18 protein-coding genes are annotated in these 21019 nt (G+C 58.1%); 13 read left to right on the plus strand and 5 right to left on the minus strand.

Annotated elements, in window-relative coordinates; translation table 11 throughout:
• Positions 1-23: 23 nt before the first annotated feature.
• The 4 genes from HY751_02690 to mgtE all read right to left on the minus strand — a co-directional run bounded on the left by HY751_02690 (position 24) and on the right by mgtE (position 5822).
• Positions 24-2246: a bifunctional alpha,alpha-trehalose-phosphate synthase (UDP-forming)/trehalose-phosphatase gene (locus tag HY751_02690; GenBank protein ID MBI4665300.1), complete on the minus strand. Its 2223-nt coding sequence runs from the start codon at positions 2244-2246 to the stop codon at positions 24-26.
• A gap of 65 nt (positions 2247-2311) precedes the next feature.
• Positions 2312-3547 (minus strand): glycosyltransferase, encoded by a 1236-nt coding sequence (locus tag HY751_02695; protein MBI4665301.1) that lies wholly within the window; start codon positions 3545-3547, stop codon positions 2312-2314.
• Positions 3544-4170 carry a hypothetical protein gene (locus HY751_02700; protein MBI4665302.1) on the minus strand — a complete coding sequence of 209 codons (627 nt, stop codon included), beginning with the start codon at positions 4168-4170 and terminating at the stop codon, positions 3544-3546. Before HY751_02700 ends, HY751_02695 begins: the two co-directional genes overlap by 4 nt.
• A gap of 299 nt (positions 4171-4469) precedes the next feature.
• Positions 4470-5822, minus strand: a complete 1353-nt coding sequence (mgtE, locus tag HY751_02705) for a magnesium transporter (protein ID MBI4665303.1) — start codon at positions 5820-5822, stop codon at positions 4470-4472.
• Between the two features lie 461 nt (positions 5823-6283).
• Here mgtE and sdhA point away from each other — a divergent pair, with 461 nt between their 5' ends.
• Genes sdhA through HY751_02720 form a run of 3 tightly spaced genes read left to right on the plus strand, consistent with a single transcriptional unit; the run spans position 6284 to position 9882 of the window.
• On the plus strand, positions 6284-7999 hold the full coding sequence (gene sdhA / locus HY751_02710; protein ID MBI4665304.1) for a succinate dehydrogenase flavoprotein subunit: 1716 nt from the start codon (positions 6284-6286) through the stop codon (positions 7997-7999).
• A gap of 35 nt (positions 8000-8034) precedes the next feature.
• On the plus strand, positions 8035-8994 hold the full coding sequence (gene sdhB / locus HY751_02715) for a succinate dehydrogenase iron-sulfur subunit (protein ID MBI4665305.1): 960 nt from the start codon (positions 8035-8037) through the stop codon (positions 8992-8994).
• Positions 8995-9021: 27 nt separating this feature from the next.
• Entirely contained in the window at positions 9022-9882 is an 861-nt protein-coding gene (locus tag HY751_02720) for a CoB--CoM heterodisulfide reductase iron-sulfur subunit B family protein (protein ID MBI4665306.1), read from the plus strand.
• Positions 9883-9935: 53 nt separating this feature from the next.
• Here the strand turns inward: HY751_02720 and HY751_02725 are convergent, their stop codons facing one another.
• Complete coding sequence (locus HY751_02725) at positions 9936-11093, minus strand: hybrid sensor histidine kinase/response regulator (GenBank protein ID MBI4665307.1); 1158 nt, start codon at positions 11091-11093, stop codon at positions 9936-9938.
• A 210-nt stretch (positions 11094-11303) separates the two neighbouring features.
• Here HY751_02725 and HY751_02730 point away from each other — a divergent pair, with 210 nt between their 5' ends.
• The 10 genes from HY751_02730 (at position 11304) to HY751_02775 (ending at position 21007) form a co-directional block, all read left to right on the plus strand.
• A complete protein-coding gene (locus HY751_02730; GenBank protein MBI4665308.1) occupies positions 11304-13040 on the plus strand; it encodes a DUF1538 domain-containing protein in 1737 nt (578 codons plus the stop codon).
• A gap of 8 nt (positions 13041-13048) precedes the next feature.
• A complete protein-coding gene (locus tag HY751_02735) occupies positions 13049-13426 on the plus strand; it encodes a P-II family nitrogen regulator (protein ID MBI4665309.1) in 378 nt (125 codons plus the stop codon).
• Between the two features lie 11 nt (positions 13427-13437).
• Positions 13438-13746 carry a hypothetical protein gene (locus HY751_02740; GenBank protein MBI4665310.1) on the plus strand — a complete coding sequence of 103 codons (309 nt, stop codon included), beginning with the start codon at positions 13438-13440 and terminating at the stop codon, positions 13744-13746.
• 539 nt (positions 13747-14285) lie between these two features.
• Positions 14286-14600 (plus strand): hypothetical protein, encoded by a 315-nt coding sequence (locus HY751_02745; GenBank protein MBI4665311.1) that lies wholly within the window; start codon positions 14286-14288, stop codon positions 14598-14600.
• Positions 14601-14696: 96 nt separating this feature from the next.
• The gene (locus HY751_02750; GenBank protein ID MBI4665312.1) at positions 14697-15326 is read left to right on the plus strand and encodes an ATP-binding cassette domain-containing protein; all 630 of its coding nucleotides are present in this window, start codon (positions 14697-14699) and stop codon (positions 15324-15326) included.
• Positions 15327-15331: 5 nt separating this feature from the next.
• Positions 15332-16561, plus strand: a complete 1230-nt coding sequence (locus HY751_02755) for an ABC transporter permease (protein ID MBI4665313.1) — start codon at positions 15332-15334, stop codon at positions 16559-16561.
• A gap of 1 nt (position 16562) precedes the next feature.
• Positions 16563-17054: a DUF3299 domain-containing protein gene (locus HY751_02760; protein MBI4665314.1), complete on the plus strand. Its 492-nt coding sequence runs from the start codon at positions 16563-16565 to the stop codon at positions 17052-17054.
• Between the two features lie 525 nt (positions 17055-17579).
• The gene (locus HY751_02765) at positions 17580-18962 is read left to right on the plus strand and encodes a PKD domain-containing protein (protein ID MBI4665315.1); all 1383 of its coding nucleotides are present in this window, start codon (positions 17580-17582) and stop codon (positions 18960-18962) included.
• Between the two features lie 6 nt (positions 18963-18968).
• A complete protein-coding gene (locus HY751_02770) occupies positions 18969-19832 on the plus strand; it encodes a FecR domain-containing protein (GenBank protein ID MBI4665316.1) in 864 nt (287 codons plus the stop codon).
• Positions 19829-21007: a hypothetical protein gene (locus HY751_02775; protein MBI4665317.1), complete on the plus strand. Its 1179-nt coding sequence runs from the start codon at positions 19829-19831 to the stop codon at positions 21005-21007. The genes HY751_02770 and HY751_02775 overlap by 4 nt, the downstream gene beginning before the upstream one ends.
• Positions 21008-21019 lie beyond the last annotated feature (12 nt).

The raw sequence follows: 21019 nt of genomic DNA on the forward strand, positions 1-21019 counted from the left end.
GGCAGGGTTACAGCGTAACTTCATCAGGAAACAACCAGGGACAGCTCATCAAGGAAGGACACCACGTTTTCCGGCGATTCCAGGTTGTATTTCGCCGCGGTCGGCGGTAAACCCACTTTAATTGTAATCGCGTTTTCGGGCAACGACCGGAACATGTCCTCATCCGTCCAGTCGTCCCCAACGGCCAGAATGAAGTCATGGGCGGTCCTGGCCGTATAACCTAAAGCGGCCTTCCCCTTATTGACGCCAGCGTTGCGCACATCTATAACTTTGCTCCCCTCCTGGACCTGCAAACCCAGATTCGCTATAAACGCTTTCAAGTTGTCCTTAAGCTCGTTGGCCCGTAAGGCGCCCAATTCAGGATCCGACTTCCTGTAATGCCACACCAGCGAGAATTCCTTCTCCTCCACAAAAGCCCCTGGCGTCCGGTCGGCGTAGAACTCCAGTATCTGCCGGATGTCATCTTTCCACGCGGTGGAAACCTGTTCGGTTACTTTCCATTCGCCCGCCTCCTTCAAGGCAACCCCGTGCTCTGATATCAGGTCTATGTTAATGTCCGAAAACCAGTTGTCCATCACCGCCCTGTCCCGCCCGCTTATGATGACAACGCTGTTCTTCGGATTGGCGGCAAGCCTGGTGAGGATCAGCCTAAGACCATCGCCAGGCCTGGCGTCCGCGGGGTTTGGATAAAAACCGGTAAGGGTGCCGTCATAATCCAGCAGAAAAAGCCGTTGCGCCGAATTCTTGTAGATGGACTTGATTTCTGCCTTTGTACGCCATGAAACCAGTTTCGCCCCCATTTCCTCCTGCGCCTTCTTTACGCTCTGGAGCCTCGATATGAAATCATCCCCCCACCGGGCCGCGTTATACCTCTGCACCCTCCTTCGCATGGCCCGCATCCGCTCCTTGCGTTCCTCCTCGGGCATTTCCAGCGCCATGGCGATGGAATCGGCCATGCTCTCTATATCGTTCGGATTCACTATTACCGCCTCGCCCAGTTCCTTGGCGGCTCCGGTCATCTCGCTCAATATCAGGGCGCCGTCCAAGCTGTTCTTGCAGGCCAGGTATTCCTTGGCCACAAGGTTCATCCCGTCACGGACAGGGGTTATCAAAGCCACGTCGGCCAGATTATAGAGCGCGCAGATGGACTGGAAAGACATCGTGCGGTAAAGGTACTGGATCGGCGCCCACCCTATCGCGCCATGGCGGCCGTTTATATCCCCCACAAGCTCGTCCACCTCTTTCTTCAGGTATCTGTATTGATCCACCTGGTCCCGCGATGGCGCCGCGATGGCCACGTTGGTCACCTTCTCCCGCCATTTCGGGTACCGGGTGAAAAAGGAGTCCAGCGCCTTCAATCTCTGGGTTATACCCTTGGTGTAATCCAGCCTGTCTATGGAGAGGATCATCTTCCTGCCGCCAAGGCTGGCCCTGAAACCTTCCATCTCGCCTATCACCGCCGGATCGCTGGAGGCCTGGGAGAACCGGTCGAAATCTATTCCTATGGGAAACGTGTCCGCCTTCACCGTGCGGGTGGGAAGGGTTATCACCCCCAGGTGGGACTCCATACCCAGCAAGCGGTGGACGGAGCGGAGGAAATACAGCGTGTAGTCGTAGGTGTGAAACCCCACCAGGTCGGAGCCCAGCAGACCCATGAGGATTTCCTCCCGCCAGGGCAACAGCCTGAACACCTCGAAGGTGGGAAACGGGATATGGAGGAAAAAGCCTATGGACGCGTTGGGTATCTCTTTCCGGAGCATTTCCGGGAGAAGCATCAGGTGGTAATCCTGTATCCATATCATGTCCCCGTCCTTCGCCACGCGCAAAACGGCGTCGCGGAAAAGGGCGTTAACGCGCTTGTAGGTCTCCCAATGGGATCTGTTGTATGTGGTCATCTTCGGGAAATAATGGAACAGGGGCCACACGGTCTTGTTCGAAAACCCGTGGTAATAATCGTCCACATCGTCCCGCGAAAGCCACACCGGGTGGCAGGAATGCTCATGCTCCAGCGCGCGCTCTATCTGGCCCATCCCCTTCCTGGCCTTCTCGGAGGAGATGCCGGGCCAGCCCACCCATGCGCTCTTGTATTGCTTGTATATGGATCCCAGCGCCGTGGCAAGGCCTCCCGCGCTCGGGCTGTACGTATAGCCGTCACGGCGGTACTCCACGCTTACGGGAAGCCGGTTTGACACGATTATCAAACGTGACGTTTCGGTTTTTGGCCTGGCGCCGGTAAGCCCGAGCATCTCCAGAATGTTCATGCGTATATTCTCCGTGGTCCATTGTGGCCGGGAAGGCCCGCAGGCCCTTCCTAATTAAGCTCTATCCTGTCGCTGTCGGTGTGGAGTATGCCGTGCATCAGGGTCAGGTACTCCCGTAAATGGCGGGTTATAAGGAAATTCTCGCGGACAAACTCTTTTCCCTTTCTGCCCATCTCCTCCATCTTCCGCCTGTCGCCCATCAGGTAGCGTATCCGCAGGGCCGCCCCTTCAGGCGAGTCCACAAGAAAGCCTGTATGGTAGTTGACCAGCTGGAGCCGGATCCCTCCCGTGTTGCCGCCTATCACCGGTTTGCTTTTCCATAAAGCCTCGGTTACGGTAAGCCCGAAACCCTCCTTGGTGGATTTCTGCAACACAATGTCGGATATCCTTTGCAACGCGTTTATGACGCGATGCTCATCCGGAGGCAACGCCAGGACATGGATAGAGTCGTCATCCTCCGCCGCCGCCCGCACTTCGTTGAGCACGATTTCACCCTCCGGATCATCCGAAGCCCCTCCTCCGGCCAGCGCAAGCTGTAAATTCGGGGTAAACTTCTTCGCCATCTTGTAGGCGTAAATCACCCCCACAGGATCCTTGAACCGGTCGAACCTGGATACCTGCGTTATCAACGGCCGCTCCGGGTCTATGCCGAACCTCTGGTAAACGGCTATCAGCTCGGCCACGGTCAATTCCATGTTCTTGTCGCCAAGCGGGTCTATGCTGGGCGGGATAAGGTATTGCGGATGCGGCAATGTCTGCGCGAAAGCGGCCAGGGAAAATATGGAGGCGTCATACCCCTCCACATGCTCCCGCAAGCGTTTCCATACGGGCCTGTATGGAAAACTGAGGTCTATATGGCACCGCCATATCCATTTACCCTTCCGGCCTGGCGTCATCTTGAGCAGACCCGCGGGTTGCGGGTCGTGTATGAACACCACGTCCGCATCCTCCAGGACTTGCCGCAGACGCTCGGCGTTCTCCCGGGTGGTGGAGTCGTAAACTTTCCACAGCCTTTCGGCGATAGGCGCCTGCCCTCCCTGCAGGGCGTTGTGGATGGCCTTGGTGCAATCGAAAAAATCCGAGGGGCCGCTTATCACTTCCCAGCTGGCGTCTATCTCCAGGTTCCTCATCAGGGGCACGAGAATGTTCAGGATCTCCGCCACCCCGCCGCCGGACCGGGTGGAGTTTACATGGACCACCTTCAGCCCTTTTAACTGCCTGGCCAATTGGCGCAGTTGATTTATGACATCCTCCCCCACGACAGGAACGTATGACTCAAGGTTCATAACCGCTCTCTCCCGGAAAAATACTCGGCCATAGTCCGTGAAAGCATTTCGCGGATATGGATAAGAGAGGTGAAATACGGATCAATGTTCTTCAGGCTCCCGCACAGGCCGGCGTAACCGGCGCCGCAAGACGTCAGCCACGCCGAAAAATCGTCCTGCCCGGCGGGAGGGCGCCTTCTGGAGTCTATGAAGTGGAAGAAAATAGAACTCCCCGAAAGCTTGCGCACCGCGCCGGGGAGCTGTTCCGGGCGCTCAATCCTCTGATATGTGTCGAACACCACTATCTTGGAATGGATGAACTCGAACTCCATGTTCCTTTTGGCCCATGGAATGTATTCGCTCTCGTCCAGCCTCTGCTCTATCACATCCACTATTTCCTGGCGAAGGCGCTCAAGATCCGCGAATTCCGTTGGGTCTATAACGGCCAGCTTCTCGGCCAGCTTGTCCTCGTGCAGGCCGTGGCGCGCCCACGAGGCGAAATCGTTGTTGAACTCCCGGTGTTCAAACCTGGGCAACAGCAGGCCGCCCCAGAAATGGTGATAAATACTGCCCAGGCTCACCGTAAGCAGGTGGTCCCGCATTTCCCGCAGGTTTCGCGCCTTGCGCCCGGTGGCCAGGGCTATAAGGGCGCAATCCTTTACGGCGAATGGAGTTGTTGGATCGCCGTTTGGTTCGCCGCTGGAGTTGCGACGGTCATGTTTGTTAACGGCCATTTTTTCACCTCTCGCATTTCAAGCCACCGGCTGGTAAAAGGCATTGCCCGGCGTTTTCAGGATTTGCGTTCAGCGGCGGTTTCCCGCCTGGCGGCCGGGGTTTGGGAAAACAGGTTCTCAAGACCCCCGCGCTCTTCATATCTCGCTTCTAATTTGGACTATAAACCACACGGCCACCGATGGAAACCCTTTTTTGCCACGGGAAGGGGTTACACGCCGGTTACGTTCAACAACGCCGTGGCGATCCCAAGATAAAGGACCAGCGCTATTATGTCGTTGAGCGCCAGGGTTAGCGGCCCTCCGGCTATGGCCGGATCCAGCTTGAGCCACCTGAACAGGAGAGGGATAAGCGTTCCCGTAACCGAAGCCAGAACCACCGATATGAACAACGCCCCGCCCACGGAAGCCCCCACTATAACGCTCTCCTGCCAAAGATAAGCCACCGCGCCACACAGCGTGGAGCATAGGAAAGCAAGAAGGATGGCCACTTTCATCTCCTTGAAAATGTACCGCCGCCTGGATCCGGAATTCAGCCTTCCCGTGGCGATGCCCCGGATGACAAGCGCGGAGCTTTGCGTGCCCACGTTTCCCGTGAGCCCCATCACCATGGGTATGAAAGTGGCCAGCGCCACCATGGAATTTATCGTGGGGCTGAACTGCCACATCGCAATGCCCGTCACCCCCCCGGCGGCCATCGAGGAGCCGAGCCACGGCGCCCGGAGCCACGCGAGCTTTAGCGAGGATGCGGTCCGCACGGTGGATTCGTCCCCCGCGCCGGCCATCCGCAGTATGTCCTCACCGGCCTCAGCCTCCATGATGTCCACCACGTCGTCCACCGTCACCGCGCCCAGCAGGACACCGGCGGAATCCAGGACCGGCAGGGTGATAAGGTCGTATTTCTTGAATATTCTCGCCACATCCTCCTGGTCGGTCTCGGCGGTGACGGATTGCGGCTTGTCTGTGACCAACGACTCCACCCTGGCCCCCGGCGGCGCGAAAAGCAGGGCGCTGGACGGGAAAACACCCGCCAGCCGGTGGCCGGGATCCACCACGAAAACGTTGTGGGTGTCCCCTGAAAGGCCGGCCATGCGCCTCAACCTCCCGATGGTTTCATCCACGGTAGATCCCACCGGCATTGTGAAAACCTCCGACTTCATGACGCCGCCCGCCGTCTGGGCGCCATACTCCATCAGGTGGGAGATGCGCTTCCCCCATTCCTCCGAAACGGTCTCCAGAATGTCCTCGGCCACTTCTTCGCGCACGTTCCCCAGCACATCAGCGGCGTCGTCGCTCTCCATCTCCTCGATGATCTCGCCGATCTTTTCCGGCGGGGAGTTCTCTATAATGAGGTTTAACGCCCGAACCTCAAGGAACGGGATCACCAGCGAATCAACCCCCTCGGGCAGGGAATATACGGCCCGCAACAGTTTGTCCGGCTCGTCAATATTGTTCAGGGCGGCGGCGATGTCTTCCGGATGGTGTTTCTTGATGAATTCGCCGGGCGGGCCACCGGCCAAGTCCGGATGTTTCAATATCTGGGAAATAAAATCTGTTTCTTTCATAGCCTGGCATTTTGTCCATTATTGGCGGAAGCCCGGAGCGGCCTTTTGTTCGCGCCCCGCGTGACATTAAATCTTTAATTTGTTTAAGCGCGGCTTGTCAAAAGGAAAAATGCCCCGTTTCGATATTTTATGCGATCTTAACGCTGTCGTGTTTGCGGACCGCTACCCCGTGGTCTGTCTCCGGCCGCTTCCCCGCGCCCTGTCTCAAAGCGCTTCCCCGTGGTCGCTGACCACGGTTCCTAACCTGCCCTGTATCATCACGCCGCCGGGTAGTGTCTCAGTTTGAAAGTACAGGGGAGATTCTTCACTTACGCTCAGAATGACAATATAAAAGCCGTTGATAACATTGTCATCCTGAACGAAGCGCAAGCGAAGTGAAGGATCTGTCTATTATTTGAGATTCAAACTGGTTTGAGGGGGCGGCCGTTTTTCAAGGAAAATCCCGCCACGGCAGGAGAATTATGTACACACATGACGTTATTATAGTTGGCTCCGGGCTGGCCGGCCTTCGCGCCGCCATGGAGCTTGTGGGCCGGTTCGACGTGGCCATCCTCACAAAAGTCTATCCCAGCCGGAGCCACTCCGGCGCGGCGCAGGGTGGTGTGGCCGCCGCCTTGGGCAACGTGGACGGGGACACGCCCGAAGCCCACATTTTCGACACCGTAAAAGGGTCGGACTACCTGGGTGACCAGGACGCCATCGAGATAATGTGCAACGACGCGCCCGCGGCCATATATGAGATGGAAAAGCTGGGCTGTCCCTTCTCCCGCACCGGAGAGAATAAAATAGCCCAGCGGGCTTTCGGCGGCCACTCGTTCCAGAGGGCCTGTTTCTCGGCGGACCGCACTGGTCACGCCCTGCTTCACACCCTGTTCGAGCAGTCCATGAAGAACGCCGGGAAGCTTCAGGTTTATTCCGAATGGTACGTCACCCGCCTTATAGTTGAAGACGGCGTGGCCAGGGGCGTTGTGGCGTTCGACATAAAAACCGGCCGGCTGGAGGTTTTCCACGGCAAGACCATACTCTTCGCCACCGGCGGTTACGGAAGGGCTTACCAGATAACCTCCAACGCCTACGCCAACACCGGCGACGGAATCACCGCCGCCTACCGCGCGGGCGTGCCGCTGATGGACATGGAGTTCGTGCAGTTCCACCCCACGGGACTATACCAGCACGGCATATTGCTCTCCGAAGCCGCCCGCGGCGAGGGGGGTTACCTGCTAAACGGCCTTGGGGAGCGGTTCATGAGCAAATACGCCCCGTCTAAAATGGAGCTTGGGCCACGGGACATTGTCTCCCGCTCCGCCCAGACCGAGATAGACGAAGGACGCGGCGCCGGGCCGAACAAGGATTACGTTTATCTGGACCTGCGTCATCTGGGCAAGGAAAAGCTTATGGAGCGCCTGCCGCAGATATACAACCTGGCTAAAGATTTCATCGGCGTGGACGCCATGAAAAATCCGGTTCCCATACAGCCCACGGCCCATTATTCCATGGGTGGCATCCCCGCCGATAACGACTGCCAGGTGCTTGCGGACGAAAAGGGGAACCTGGTTAAAGGCTTCTTCGCCGCCGGGGAATGCTCTTGCGTCTCCGTGCATGGGGCCAACCGGCTTGGCACAAACTCCCTGCTGGACGCGCTGGTGTTCGGCAGGCGGGCAGGTAAAAAACTGGCGGAAGTCACCGGCGGAATGGACTGGTCGCCGGTGGACGAGCGTAAAGAGCTGGACGCGGCGCTAAACGAGATAAGGGCCCTGCGCGAAGCCAGCGGAAGCGAGGACATGACTTCCATCCGCTCGGAGCTGAAAAACACCATGACCTACAAGGCCGGGGTGTACAGGAACGGGGATGACCTGGGCCAGGCCCATAAAAAGATAAAAGAGCTTCAGGAAAGGTTTAAGCGCGCCCCCATGGCCGACAAGGGCAACACCTTCAACACGAACATGGTGGAGTCGCTGGAGCTTGCCCACATGCTGGAGTATTCGGAGCTTATCGTGGCCGGCGCCATAGAGCGCAAGGAAAGCCGCGGCGCCCACGCCAGGAAAGACCACCCCACCCGGGACGACGCCGGGTGGCTGAAACATACCATGGCTTTCAAGACGGCGGACGGCGGATATGAACTGCGCTACAAACCCGTGCGCATAACCAGGTTCCAGCCGCAGGAACGGAAGTATTAACCCACTAAAGTGGCGATAACGAAAGAGTAAGCGGGATGGCTAAAGTAACGTTTCGGATATTCCGGTACAACCCGGACAAAGAGCAGGCTTCGCGCTACCAGGATTACATTGTAAGCCTGGAGCCGGGCGTAACGCTGTTAAACTGCCTTAACAAGATCAAGTGGGAGATAGACCCCACGCTCTCCTACCGCATGTCCTGCGGGTCGGCCATCTGCGGCTCCTGCGCCATGAAGGTTAACGGCCACGCCCTGCTGGCCTGCAAAACCCAGGCTTCGGAGCTGGTGAGGGACGGCGTGATACAGATAGACCCCATCGGCAACTCGCCGGTCATGCGGGACCTGGTGGTGGACCTGGAGCCTTTCTGGGGCGCTTTCCGCAAGGTTGAGCCGTACCTTATGCCCGACAGCCGGGACAACCCGGAAAGGGAGCGGCTCCAGACCGCCGCGCAGTTCCTCAAGATAGACGCCGCCACCCAGTGCATCATGTGCGCCGCCTGCTGGTCGGACTGCAACTCGCTGGAGGTGGACAACCTTTTCTACGGCCCAGCCGCGCTGGCCAAGGCCCAGCGGTTCATATACGACTCCCGCGACGCCAAAAAGCGCGACCGGCTGGTTGAGATAAGCAAACTTCACGGCATGTGGGACTGCACCCATTGCGGCGAGTGTTCCACCCGTTGCCCCACCGAGGTTAAACCCCTGGCGCGCATCGAGGAGATCCGCGAGGCGGCCATGGCCGAAGGGGTCCACGGCAACAACGGCGCCCGGCACGCCCTGGCGTTCCGCGAAACCGTAAGCAAACGGGGCCTGCTGGACGAGAACTACGTTCCCGTGCGGAGCGTGGGGTTCTTCAACATAATGGGGCTTCTGGAGTTGCTTCCCGTGGGTCTGCGCATGTTCATCCGCCGGAAGAACCCGCCCATAATTCCTCACGGCATAGACAACCGCAAGGAAGTTAGGAAGATATTCTCCCGCCAGAAAGAATTCAGGCGGGACTGACCGGAAGAAAGATGGAGTGAACCCATAATGAAATACGCTTTATATACCGGATGCGTGGCCAAGGGCGCCGGGCGCGAACTTCTGGCCGCCACTTATTCCGCTTGCGGCAAGCTGGGCATCGAGCTTGTGGAAATGACGGATGCGGCCTGTTGCGGCGCCGGGGTGATTAACGAGGACAATCCCATCCTAGGCGACATCATCAACGCCCGCACCTTCGCCCAGGCGGAGAAAATGGGCCTGCCCATCATGAACATCTGCACCACCTGCCAGGGCGTCCACCGCAAATGCCAGATAAAGCTTGCGGCGGACCCGGCGCGGATGGAAAAAGTGAACGCCGAGCTTAAGAAAGACACCGGGCTGGAATACAAGGGTCAGGTGAAGGTGCGCCATTTTTACGAGGCGCTTCTGGAGGAATACGGGCTTGAACGGCTTGCCAAGGCGGTGACGCGGCCCCTCACCGGCATGAAGGTGGCCGCTTTCTACGGCTGTTACGCCATGCGCCCCCACGAATATTCGGATCTGACGGATCCGGACGACCCCAATGAGCTGGAGCGGATAATAACCACCCTGGGCGCCACGCCGGTGAAGTATGGCGAAAGGCTCAAATGTTGCGGGTTCCCCATCCTTATGATGAACAAGCGCAACGCCTTGAAGCTTACGGGCAACGCTGTGGCGGGCGCAAAAAACGCCGGAGCCACTGGCATGGTGACACCCTGCCCTCTTTGCCATCTGAATCTGGACGCCTATCAGCCGGAGATAGACAAGAGCCTGAGAATGCCGGTGTGGCACATACCCCAGCTTGTGGCGTATGCGTTGGGAGCCACCCCGGAGGAGTTGATGCTTAAGACCCACATCATCCGCCCCAAGGAAGCGTTCGCGCTGGTGTAACCGGAATGATGGTTTGATCTTAACGGCGGCCCGCAAGGCCGCCTTTTTTTCGCCTAGCCCGCCAGCGGCAGGCTGAAAATGAAACTTGCGCCCTCCCCCGGCTGGCTCTCCACCCACAGTTTTCCGCCGTGAAGCTCCACCACTTTTTGGGCGATGGTAAGTCCCAGCCCCGCGCCTTTCTCCCCGCCGGTGGCCTTGGTCTTCAACTGGGTGAACTTTTCGAACAGCTTGCCTGTATCCTCCGGGGCTATGCCCGGGCCCGTGTCTTTCACCCGCGTTACAGCCTCGCCGCCGGTGATGGAATATGTGACCGTAACGCTCCCCCCTTGCGGCGTGAACTTTATGGCGTTGGCCACCAGGTTGTTGATGGCCTGGATTATCTTCGTTTCATCAAGGTTTATCTCCGGCTCGCCCTCCGGCGCTTCCAGCGTCAGGGATATGTTCTTTATATCCGCCACCACGCCCACCCCCTTCACGCATTCGCTCAGAAGGTCGCCCAGCCTTGCCGGTTTTTTCTCCAGCGTCATGGCCCCCGCCTCTATCCGGGCCAGGTCCAGCAGGTTGTCCACCAGCGCCAACTGGCGTTTGGCGGATTTGTTTATTATGTCCAGCGCCATGGTGGCCTGCTGGTCGGCGCTTCCCATCATGCCGGAGATGACCGCATGCGAATAACCGATGATGATGGACAAAGGCGTTCGCAAGTCATGCGAAAGGATGGAGATGAACTCATCCTTCATCTTGTTGAGTTCTTTTAAGCTTTCGTTGGCGTCCACCAGCTCAAGCTTCATCCGCCGCTCCCGCAGGGCGGCCTTTACCCGGGCCAATAGCTCCATCCTGTCCACGGGTTTTCGCAGATAATCGTTGGCGCCGGTATCCAGCCCCTCTTTTAAATCTTCCGGGCCGGAACGGGCCGTCACCATTATCACCGGTATCAGGCTCAAGGCCGGGTCGGCCTTTATGGCGCGCAGAACCTCCAGCCCTGTCATCTCCGGCATCATCCAGTCCAGCAGAACCACGTCCACAGGGCGCGAACGGAGGATTTCCAAAGCATCGGGGCCGGACATGGCGGTGATTAACAGATACCCCTCCTTGGTCAGCGGACGTTTGAGCATAAGCAGGTTGCTCTCATCGTCGTCCACGGCGAGTATCACGGGCGCGGAAGGAGGAACGGTAATGATTTTGGAAGAGTCTTCAGCGTTCAAGTTCACCATCACAGCTATTCCGGGTGTACATCATAAACATGCCCAATGACGGAATGTTCGCTCGACAAATTCTAGCATAACAGCGCTGGCGGGTGGTTTCAAAGGCTTCGCCTGAAAATTCCGGGGCTTAACGCGCCGTTTTTTTACCACCGGCCTTTCCGGCAAAATATAATATGCCACACCCGGTTATAAAACAAAAACAGGTTTTGCTGGAACAGGATGCAAAAAAAGCCTTTGTCCATCCGCTATGGCGAATACATGGGCCATGTGGCGGTAAGGCACAATAAAGTCAGTTTTAACGACATAACCCGCCACCACGCCCCCGTGGGCGACACCGCCGAAAGGACCTATGCACTATTGAAGGTGAAACTCCTGCCCCGGGACGTTTACCGCCTGCTCGCCCCCTATGTTAGTGCCAGGTTCGTGGAACAGTTGAAAAACGTGGCCCCGCTGGGGCTTTACCTGGCGATGTTCCAGCTGTTGGCGCTGGCTGTCCAGATAAACGAACCGTGGATTATCCTCGGCGGGTTCCTCTCCGTGGTGGCCGGGCTGGCCTGTTTCATGGAAGGTATCAAGGTGGGCCTGATGCCCCTTGCCGAAACCCTGGGGGACAGGCTACCGGCCAAATCCTCCTTGCCGGTGGTGCTCATTATCACGTTCATCCTCGGCGTGGGGGTCACGTTCGCCGAACCGGCCATCGGGGCGCTCCAGATGGCTGGCAAATCCGCGGATCCCGTCCGGGCCGCGCTGTTGAGCGAGCTGTTGGGCCAATGGCGGTGGCCGCTGGTATTGGTCATAGGCCTTGGGGTGGGCGTGGCGGCGGTGGTGGGCGCGTTGCGGTTCATATACGGGTGGAGCTTGAAACCCATCATCTACATAAGCCTGCTTCCAACCGCCTTGCTTACGGCTTACGCAATGACCGACGAACAGCTGGAAAAAGCCGTGGGGCTGGCGTGGGATTGCGGCGCCATCACCACCGGCCCCATCACCGTTCCATTGGTGCTGGCGATGGGCATCGGCATAGCTTCCGCCGCGGGCAAAGGGGACGAGCCTTTGTCCGGATTCGGTGTGGTAACCATGGCCTCCATATTCCCCGTGTTCGGCGTGCTGGCGCTGGCCTATTACGTTCACTGGCAGTCGCCCGGCATGCTCCCAGCCTACGCTATCGAACCGGCTTTGGCGCCCAATATGGTTCCATGGCACGAAACGCCCCCTTTCGCGGACATGGTCGCAGGATTGCGGGCGGTGGCCCCGGTGGCGGTTTTCCTTTACCTGGTATTGCGCCTTGTGGTGCGGGAGCGGATCAAACGCGCCAACATCGTGATATACGGCATCACCCTGTGCCTCGTGGGAATGGCCCTGTTCAACGTGGGGCTTACATTCGGCCTGACCCGGCTTGGGGAACAGTCCGGCTCCATAGCCCCGGCCGCTTTCGAGAGTATCAAGGGCGTGGCCGGATCGCCCCTGTTTTCCTGGTGGGTGGGTGTGCCGGTGGCGCTGGCTTTCACCGCCATCCTGGGTTTTGGCGCCACCATGGCCGAGCCTGCGCTGGCGGCCACGGGCATGACCGTGGAGAACCTCACCAACGGCGCTTACAAGAAAACCTTCCTGATCTATTCCGTGTCCGCCGGAGTGGGCGCAGGCATGGCGCTGGGCATCGCCAAAACCGTATTCGCGCTGAAACTGGGCTGGCTGTTGTTACCCGCTTACGCCATGGCCGTGGCTCTTACATATTTTTCCTCCGAAGAGTTCGTCAACATAGCGTGGGACTGCGCCGGGGTAACCACCGGGCCGGTGACAGTTCCATTGGCGCTGGCGTTGGGCCTTGGGTTCGGCGGGGCGGTGGGCGCCAGCGAAGGGTTCGGCATTTTGGCGCTGGCCTCGGCGGGGCCGGTGATTTCCGTGCTGGCCACGGGGCTTTGGATAAAATGGAAGATCAGGATGAGCCATAAGTGAAGGTGAACATGGACAATAACACCGGCGAACAGATAACCGCGCTCACCGATGTGGCGCTCATAACCTGCATCGTGCAGAAAGGCATGGCCGACGAAGTTACCCGCGCCGCCATGGAGGCCGGGGCGCAAGGCTCCACGGTGTATTACGCCCGGGGCCACGGCATGCGGGAGCGGCTGGGCGTGCTAGGCGTGGCGGTGGACGCGGAAAAAGAGGTGATAAACATAGTGGTGTCCACGGAGCAGGCCAACCGGGTGTTCGAGAAAATGTGCGTGGCCGGGAAACTGTCCACCCCCGGCATGGGTTTCATGTACATGACCCATCTGGACAAGGCGGCCACCTACGTTCCGCCGGAGGTTATAGAGAAATACTCCCGCAAGGCCAGGTAGCGGCGCAACGAATGAACGTAAATCACAAGGTTATCACCTGCTTTATCCCCATGGGGAACGGCCATGCCCTGCTGGAGGCGCTGGTGGGGGAAAAGGGGATAACCACGGTATATCTCCACCACGCCCGGGGCGCCGGGGCCAAAGGCGCGACAAGGCGCAAGGGGCTTGCCAGACTCACTGAAAAAGATGTTTTAACCGTAACGGTCCCCGAAGAGCGGGCGGAGGAGATATTCGCGTTCATTTATGAGCGCGGGCAGGTGAACCGCCCCCATGGCGGGCTTATGTTCATGCAAAGCCCCATGCTGTTCATGCCTTTTTAGGGCATGGCCGCCCGGCGTTTGAAAGTGCAGGGGGGATTCTTCACTTACGCTCAGAATGACAATATAAAAGCCGTTGATAACATTGTCATCCTGAGCGAAGCGCAAGCGAAGTGAAGGATCTGTTTTAAAAGCTTCCCCGTGGCCGCCTATTAAAAGCTTCCCCGTGGCCGCCTATTAAAAGCTTCCCCGTGGTCGCCAGACCACGGTTCCTGTGCGGAGTGGAGAAGACCGGGGTCAGGCGACCCCGGTGAAGCATAGAAGGCGACCTATTTCCCATGCTTCCCCGTGGTCGCTGACCACGGATTCTTCAACCAGGTAGTGTCTCAGTTTGAAAGTACAGGGGAGATTCTTCACTTACGCTCAGAATGACAATATAAACGCCGTTGATAACATCGTCATCCTGAGCGAAGCGCAGGCGAAGTGAAGGATCTGTTTTAAAAGCTTCCCCGTGGCCGCCTATTAAAAGCTTCCCCGTGGTCGCCCGACCACGGTTCCTGATATTGGCTTGACATTAAAATCGCGCCTGCCGATGATATTGTATGCTGTCTAAATTTCGCTTTGGCGGATCCACCCTCAGGCGGGTTGGCAATGGCTTCCTGATCGCCTCTGTGCTTGTGCTGGCGCAATTCATGTTGCTGGCCGGGGAATCCGCCCATCATCACGACGATCCCCATGGCGGCGCCGAATGCGGCCTGTGCCTTGCTCTCCATAACGCCGGGACGGGGATAGCCGTTCCGCCTTTCGCCCTTTTTTCCAGCCATATGACGGTGGCGATAGCCTTTTCCCCGGACATTGTATTACCTGCCCCCCAGTATTACGGCGCCATCCCGGCAAGGTCGCCCCCGCTTTATTAATTTGACTCCATTTTTTCGGAACCGCCGTTTGGCGTTTCTGTTTCAAAGGACAATTTCCGCTCGCGCCCAAAGCGCGCTGGCAAATTAGGGGTATCCATGCTTGGCATCGAAAATTTGCGGGCCGGGTTCGGCGGCAAAACCGTTCTGGATATTAAGGAATGGCGGGTAAACCAGGGGGAGCATTGGGCGGTCCTGGGCCCGTCCGGGTGCGGTAAAACCACTCTATTGAACATAGTGGCAGGGCTGTTGGCGCCCAGTTCCGGCAGGGTGATAGTGGCCGGGGAAGACATCACCGCCATGCCCCAACCGGCCAAAGACAGGTTCCGGGGGGCCAACATAGGCGTCATGTTCCAGCGGTTCCACCTGGTGGAGGCCATGACGGTATCGGAGAACCTTTTGCTGGCGCAGTACATGGCGGGAGTGAAACAGGACCGGGCCAGGGTGGCCGAAACTTTGGCGGATCTGAACATTTCAGACAAGGCGGGGTCGCGCCCGTCCCGCTTAAGTTCCGGCCAGGCGCAACGGGCGGCGGTGGCCCGCGCCGTGGTGAACAGACCGAAAGTGATTTTGGCGGACGAGCCAACCTCCAGCCTGGACGACGGGCATTGCCAGTCCACCGTGGGCCTGCTGGAGTCGGTGGCCAGGGAATTCAACGCCACTCTTGTCATCGTCACCCACGACGGCAGGATAAAGCCCAGGTTCACAAACCGGCTGGAGCTTGAGTGAACGCCATGAATCTAATCAAAATCAGCCTTATATATATACGGCGGCAGTCGTTGAATACCCTGCTCAACGCCTTGCTGATGGCCTTGGGCGTGGGCGGCGTGGTGGCGCTGGTGGTGGTCATGGACCAGGTGGAGGGCAAGCTCCAGAAAGACGCCGCGGGCATAGACCTGGTGGCGGGCGCCAAAGGGAGCCCGGCCCAGCTGATCATGTCCGCCATTTTCCATATAGACGCGCCCACCGGCAACATATCCGCCGCGGATGCGGAGAGCATATCTAAAAACCGGTTTGTCAAAAAAGCCATTCCCCTGGCCCTTGGCGATAGCGCCCAGGGTTTCCGCATAATCGGGACCACTGCGGAATATCCGGCCCATTACGGCGCGAATGTTGCCCAGGGGAAGTTATGGGCGGCGCCCATGGAGGCTGTTATTGGCGCCAGCGTCGCTAAAACCACAGGATTAAGGCCAGGCGCCAGTTTTACAGGCTCCCACGGATTGACTGCAGGCGGTGAGGAGCATCACGACAATCCCTATAAGGTTACGGGTGTTCTTTCCCCCACGGATTCGGCGCTGGACAACCTCATCCTCACTTCCGTGGAGAGCGTCTGGAAAGTTCATGAAGCGCATGGCCACCACGAGGAAGAGGCTGGCGATCACCATGAAGCGGAGCATGACCATGATGAAGAAGGCGGTGAGATCACTGCCCTGCTGATCCAATACTCCACCCCCATGGCCGCCGCTTCGTTCCCCCGTTACGTCAACAGCATAAGCTCATTGCAGGCCGCCTCGCCCGCCTTTGAGACCGCCCGCATAATGACGGCGCTGGGCGCAGGGGTTCAGGTTATGAAAGGTTTCTCGTTCGCATTGATATTCTCCGCGGGGCTGGGGGTTTTCATCGCCCTGTACAACGCCATGAAAGAGCGTAAATACGACCTGGCCATCATGCGGGCGCTGGGCGCGTCACGGCGAAAACTTTTCCTGCACGTGATCTGCGAAGGGTTTATTTTGACCACCATTGGCGTGGTTGCTGGAATCGTGGCGGGCCATCTGGCGGTGGCGTTCCTTGGCGCATGGCTGGGCGAAACCAGGCAAATGGCCATAAGCTGGGCCTATTGGTCGCCAAAGGAGTTTTACCTCGTTCCAGTGGCTTTTGTGGTGGGTTTTAGCGCGTCGCTGATTCCCGCCATCCAGGCATATTCCACTGATGTAGCCAACACGTTGACCGATGGAGGGAAATGAAATGAACTATTCTAGATGGCTCATCATCGTTTTCGTTCTGTCGCCTGTGGCGCTCGTCGCATGGGTCATGACTAAAAACGTTTCCGGGTTTCAAGCCGCAAAGCCGGTTACTGCAAGCCAAAAAGCGGCGGACGGGTTAATCGCCATAGACTGGGACATTCTGGGTCTGGTTAAACCAAACCAGCTGTCACCGGAAATGAGCGAAGAGTTCGACCCAAGGATAAAAGCGCTGGATGGGAAAAAGGTGAAGTTGACAGGGTTTATGTTGCCCTCCAGCGCTTCCAGGGAGCAAACGCTTTTCCTTATCTCCCGCAATTCCTCCACATGCTTTTTCTGCCTGCCCGGCGGCCCGGAAAGCCTTGTGATGGTCCATGCGGTAAAACCGGTGACGTATGTTTATGACCCTGTCACGGTGACCGGGAGATTCAAACTGCCAGCCAAACCGGGGGACGATATTTTTTATGAAATGGAAGATGCCGTGGGGGTGAAATAGACGCAGACGCAATCACCCTCGCCTTCCGGAGCGCCACGCTTTTTGGCTTCCCCATGGCCGCCCGACCATGGATTACCAGGGACGGAATTTAGGACCGGGGTGAGCAAGGGGGAAGCGTATCGTTATGGCGCCGTACCGCAACCGCAGGAACCGCCCCGGCGTAAGGCTTCGCCTTCTATGCTTCACCGGGGTCGCTGACCCCGGTCTTCTCCACTCCGCATAGGAATCCGAGGTCGGGCGACCTCGGGGAAGCGGTTAAACGGCGACCTCGGGGAAGCGGTTAAACGGCGACCCCGGTGAAGCGGTTAAAAAGCGCTGAAGGGGAAAAAGGCGAAGTTCACCTGGTTTAGGTTGCCCTCCAGCGCATCGGGGGAACAAACGTTTTTTCATCCTCCCCTATACCCCGAATCCAGTCCAATAAATTATATTAAATATACTGTTGATTAGTATCTCACCTCCGCGTTATCATTCGCCCAAACAGCGGGCTAAACCGCCTCGCCAGCGGAAGTTTTAAGGGGATAGGCAATGAGAAGTAATATTTTTAAGCCTTGCGCCACTATACTGGCGGCCGTTCTTTCCCTTGCGCTGGTCTCTTGCGGGCAGGGTGGGCAGGACAAAGAAAGCTCCGGCCAGCCGGGCCAGTCTAAAACCCTCAACATGTCTTTAAACTTCCCCTCCGGTTACAGCTATAACCGGGACACTCATGAACTTGTTACCGGTAGCTCTCCGGTGAACGCCCTTTCGCTGGCGCCATATATCACCCAGGTGGCCCTTTCCATATCCGGCCCGAACATAGAAACCATCGTGTTAAGCGTTCCGCTGGACACATTGACGGTCACGGTATATCTGCCCGATGGCGAATACACCTTCTACGTGGTGGTGTTCACCAACCTGGGGCTGACCTTTACGGACTCGCAGACCGGCGTTGTGGGGGCGGGCCTGGCGCTGGACCTGAATTTCAACCTGGAGGTTAACGCGCCCCCGGTGATAGACGGCATCTCGGTGGGAACATCCGTCACGCCGAAAAGAACGCCGGTGTCCATAACCGTGAACGCCTCCGACCCGGACGGTGACGCTCTCTCATACTCGTTCAGCGGCGGCGGAAGCGTAAGCGGCTCCGCTCCCAATTTCAGCTGGTCGGCGGACCATTCGGGCAATTACACCATAACCGTCACCGTGGACGACGGCCACGGCGCCGCGTCCATCGCAAGTTTCGGCATAACCGTCACTAACCAGGCGCCGGTCATAAACAGCGTTTCCGCGGACAACACCGAGCCGACCACCGCCGAAACCGTTGGATTATCATGTTCCGCCTCCGATCCTGATGGAGACTCCATCACATACACATGGTCCGACGGCGCCGGGTGGAGCGCCAGCGGCTCTTCTGTCAGCTACAGCCCCACAACCGCCGGTTCCGTAACCGTTACATGCACAGCCAGCGACGGTGACGGCGGAACGGATACGGGCTCGGTCACGCTGAATGTGACCAACGCCAACAACTCGCCAGCCATATCCTTTGTGGACGTGTTCGAGCTGGACGCGCTGGACGACTGGCTTTCGCATAACGGGGTTATCGTTAATAACCTTGGGTGTTTTGACAACACATTCCAGTTCGAGTGTTTCGCCAGCGATCCGGACGGGGACGGCATCACATATACCTGGTCGGTCTCTGTCATTTATTGGTTGAACGGCGCCAACTCGGATTCCACCACTTTGTCCGGCCATTACAATCCGTTCCCCCAAGGCGCCGTTCTGAACAGCAACGCTATTGTATGGGATGTATGGAATAACTGGCTGGGCGTGCTGGACGGCGCGTTCCTGACTCAACTATCGGTAACCTGCACAGCCACAGACGGTAAAGGTGGTAGCGCTAGCAAGACCGTGACCTTTACGGGAGGCGGTTGTTAAAAAATAATGAGAGCGTTAAACCTTATTCTGGTGGTTTTCATCCTTTTGGCGGCGCCCGCCATGGCCGACACTCCCATAGGCGCCAAGGCTGTTTATGTGCGGGGCGACGTGAGCGTTACCGCCAAAGCGGATGGCAAAACATACAAGGTGGATAAAGGCGCCACTTTCGCCGCTGGAGACAGGCTTGTTACCTCCGCCAATGGCGTGGTGGAGGTGCAGTTCGACACCGGCAACCTGATACGGCTGGACAAGGGGAGCGACCTGGTAATAAAAAACCTGCATCGCAACGAGCGGGGCTCCACCTTCTCCATATTCGGCCTCACGCTGGGCCGGGTGAAATCCGCCGTCAGCAAGCTGGCCAGTTCCGAGTCCAAGTTCGAATACCACACCAAGGCGGCCATAGCCGGGGTGGCGGGCACGCCGGACTGGGTTGTGGAAGTGATTGGAGACACCACCAATGTGGACCTGCTGGGCGAGGAAGGCGAGCCGGGCCAGGTGTACGTGCTGGGTGGAGATAAAAAGGTTTTCCTGTCGGCCCAGTTCCGCACAACCATCACCTACGGCCTGCCCCCGGTGGATCCTTTCAAAATAGACCCCAACCGCCTGCAGATACTTCGGATGGACATACCGTTCCAGAGCCGGATAGAAAGCCCCCACCTGGTAACCACCATGGCGGAGCAGATAGTGGTGGACAATATCCGGCGCAGGATTTCCATCCCACCCGTGGTAACCCCCGATAACTCCAGATCCCTCGAAGAGCTGGAGCGGCATTACGATGTCGGCGGCACGGGCGGCGGGTCGCAGGGCGGCGGTGGTGGGCAGGCCGCGCCAGGGTTGAACCCGGTAACCATAAGGATAAACATAAATTGAGCTCAAGCCGCGCCATTCTCACCGCCCTTACGCTCTCCACCGCCATGTTCCTCCAACCGGCCCACGCCCAGGAGGGTAGTGAGAACGTTAAACCGTGGCTTGTCTCCATATTCGCAAACTACGGCCACTGGGGCTCCGGAGACACAGGCGGGGACGGGTCTCAGTCTTTAGCCTATACCCAAGTCGCTTACGATACGCAGAAATGGGGCGTATATCTTACCGGCACTTATGTGAACACCTCATACAAGCCCAGCGACACTTTTGCGGACAGGCTTAATATAAACTCACTTACAGACACCGCTATAGCCACCTATTACTCCATGAAATTGGCGGACGTCTCGTTGCGGGCCGGGCTGGATTTCACGTTGCCCACCGGTAAACACGCCTATTCCACCAGCGAGCTTGCCAAAGTGATAGTGGAAGACATCAGCCAGGACCTGATGCTGGTGAACTCGTATGGCGCGGGATTCAACATGACGCCCCATTTCATGGCGTCGTGGCAGTCTTCCTGGGGCGCGGCGGGTATCGGCGCGCGGTACACTTTCGCCGGGGAGTTCGACCCCACCACCGGAGCCGAAAATGACAACTTCAAACCGGGCGACCGGTTTTTCGCCGTGGCCACCGGCATGGTTAACATCACCGAGAATAAGGATTTCGCGCTTCTCACCGCCACATATACCAAGGCCGCCAACGACAGGCAGGGCGGGCAGGACATTTTCCATTCCGGCGACCTGTTGGGCCTGGAGGGGCGCTACATAAGGCGATGGGCCGAGAATTGGGAAAGCTCCCTGGGCCTTATAGCCCGGTGGCAGGGTAAAAATGAATCCATCGGGGAGAACGGCGCCCTGGGCCCTGAAACGGGGAACGCCAATGGCAACTCGGTGGAGCTATTCTTCAACAACGTTTACATTTATTCCGACGAACTGACTCTGACAGGGGTTGTGGGCCTGCGGAACGTGTCGGCCAACGGATACGCCGAGGGGGACGCTTTATACGACGCCGGGCGGCTGAAGATGTATCTGGAGCCAGGCATCGGCTGGCGGCTCACCCCTTCCCTCTGGCTCAGCGGCAAGCTACGATACGCCCGCCTTATGGATAAAAAAGACGCCTTCTCCCCCCGGGACGCCACGTATAACATTTATAATCTGGACATGGGGCTGGTTCATACTTTCTAACGCCGGGTAGAG

The sequence above is a fragment of the Nitrospinota bacterium genome, from assembly GCA_016208975.1.
Classification (GTDB): domain Bacteria; phylum Nitrospinota_A; class UBA7883; order UBA7883; family JACRLM01; genus JACQXA01.

What these genes read in the sequence shown, in the direction of transcription:
- HY751_02725 (MBI4665307.1), bottom strand. Translation starts at nt 11,093, where the DNA reads ATGGTGAACTTGAACGCTGAAGACTCTTCCAAAATCATTACCGTTCCT.
- HY751_02760 (MBI4665314.1), top strand. Translation starts at nt 16,563, where the DNA reads ATGAACTATTCTAGATGGCTCATCATCGTTTTCGTTCTGTCGCCTGTG.
- HY751_02750 (MBI4665312.1), top strand. Translation starts at nt 14,697, where the DNA reads ATGCTTGGCATCGAAAATTTGCGGGCCGGGTTCGGCGGCAAAACCGTT.
- HY751_02695 (MBI4665301.1), bottom strand. Translation starts at nt 3,547, where the DNA reads ATGAACCTTGAGTCATACGTTCCTGTCGTGGGGGAGGATGTCATAAAT.
- HY751_02690 (MBI4665300.1), bottom strand. Translation starts at nt 2,246, where the DNA reads ATGCTCGGGCTTACCGGCGCCAGGCCAAAAACCGAAACGTCACGTTTG.
- sdhA (MBI4665304.1), top strand. Translation starts at nt 6,284, where the DNA reads ATGTACACACATGACGTTATTATAGTTGGCTCCGGGCTGGCCGGCCTT.
- HY751_02745 (MBI4665311.1), top strand. Translation starts at nt 14,286, where the DNA reads ATGCTGTCTAAATTTCGCTTTGGCGGATCCACCCTCAGGCGGGTTGGC.
- HY751_02730 (MBI4665308.1), top strand. Translation starts at nt 11,304, where the DNA reads ATGCAAAAAAAGCCTTTGTCCATCCGCTATGGCGAATACATGGGCCAT.
- HY751_02755 (MBI4665313.1), top strand. Translation starts at nt 15,332, where the DNA reads ATGAATCTAATCAAAATCAGCCTTATATATATACGGCGGCAGTCGTTG.
- sdhB (MBI4665305.1), top strand. Translation starts at nt 8,035, where the DNA reads ATGGCTAAAGTAACGTTTCGGATATTCCGGTACAACCCGGACAAAGAG.
- mgtE (MBI4665303.1), bottom strand. Translation starts at nt 5,822, where the DNA reads ATGAAAGAAACAGATTTTATTTCCCAGATATTGAAACATCCGGACTTG.
- HY751_02740 (MBI4665310.1), top strand. Translation starts at nt 13,438, where the DNA reads ATGAACGTAAATCACAAGGTTATCACCTGCTTTATCCCCATGGGGAAC.
- HY751_02770 (MBI4665316.1), top strand. Translation starts at nt 18,969, where the DNA reads ATGAGAGCGTTAAACCTTATTCTGGTGGTTTTCATCCTTTTGGCGGCG.
- HY751_02735 (MBI4665309.1), top strand. Translation starts at nt 13,049, where the DNA reads ATGGACAATAACACCGGCGAACAGATAACCGCGCTCACCGATGTGGCG.
- HY751_02720 (MBI4665306.1), top strand. Translation starts at nt 9,022, where the DNA reads ATGAAATACGCTTTATATACCGGATGCGTGGCCAAGGGCGCCGGGCGC.
- HY751_02765 (MBI4665315.1), top strand. Translation starts at nt 17,580, where the DNA reads ATGAGAAGTAATATTTTTAAGCCTTGCGCCACTATACTGGCGGCCGTT.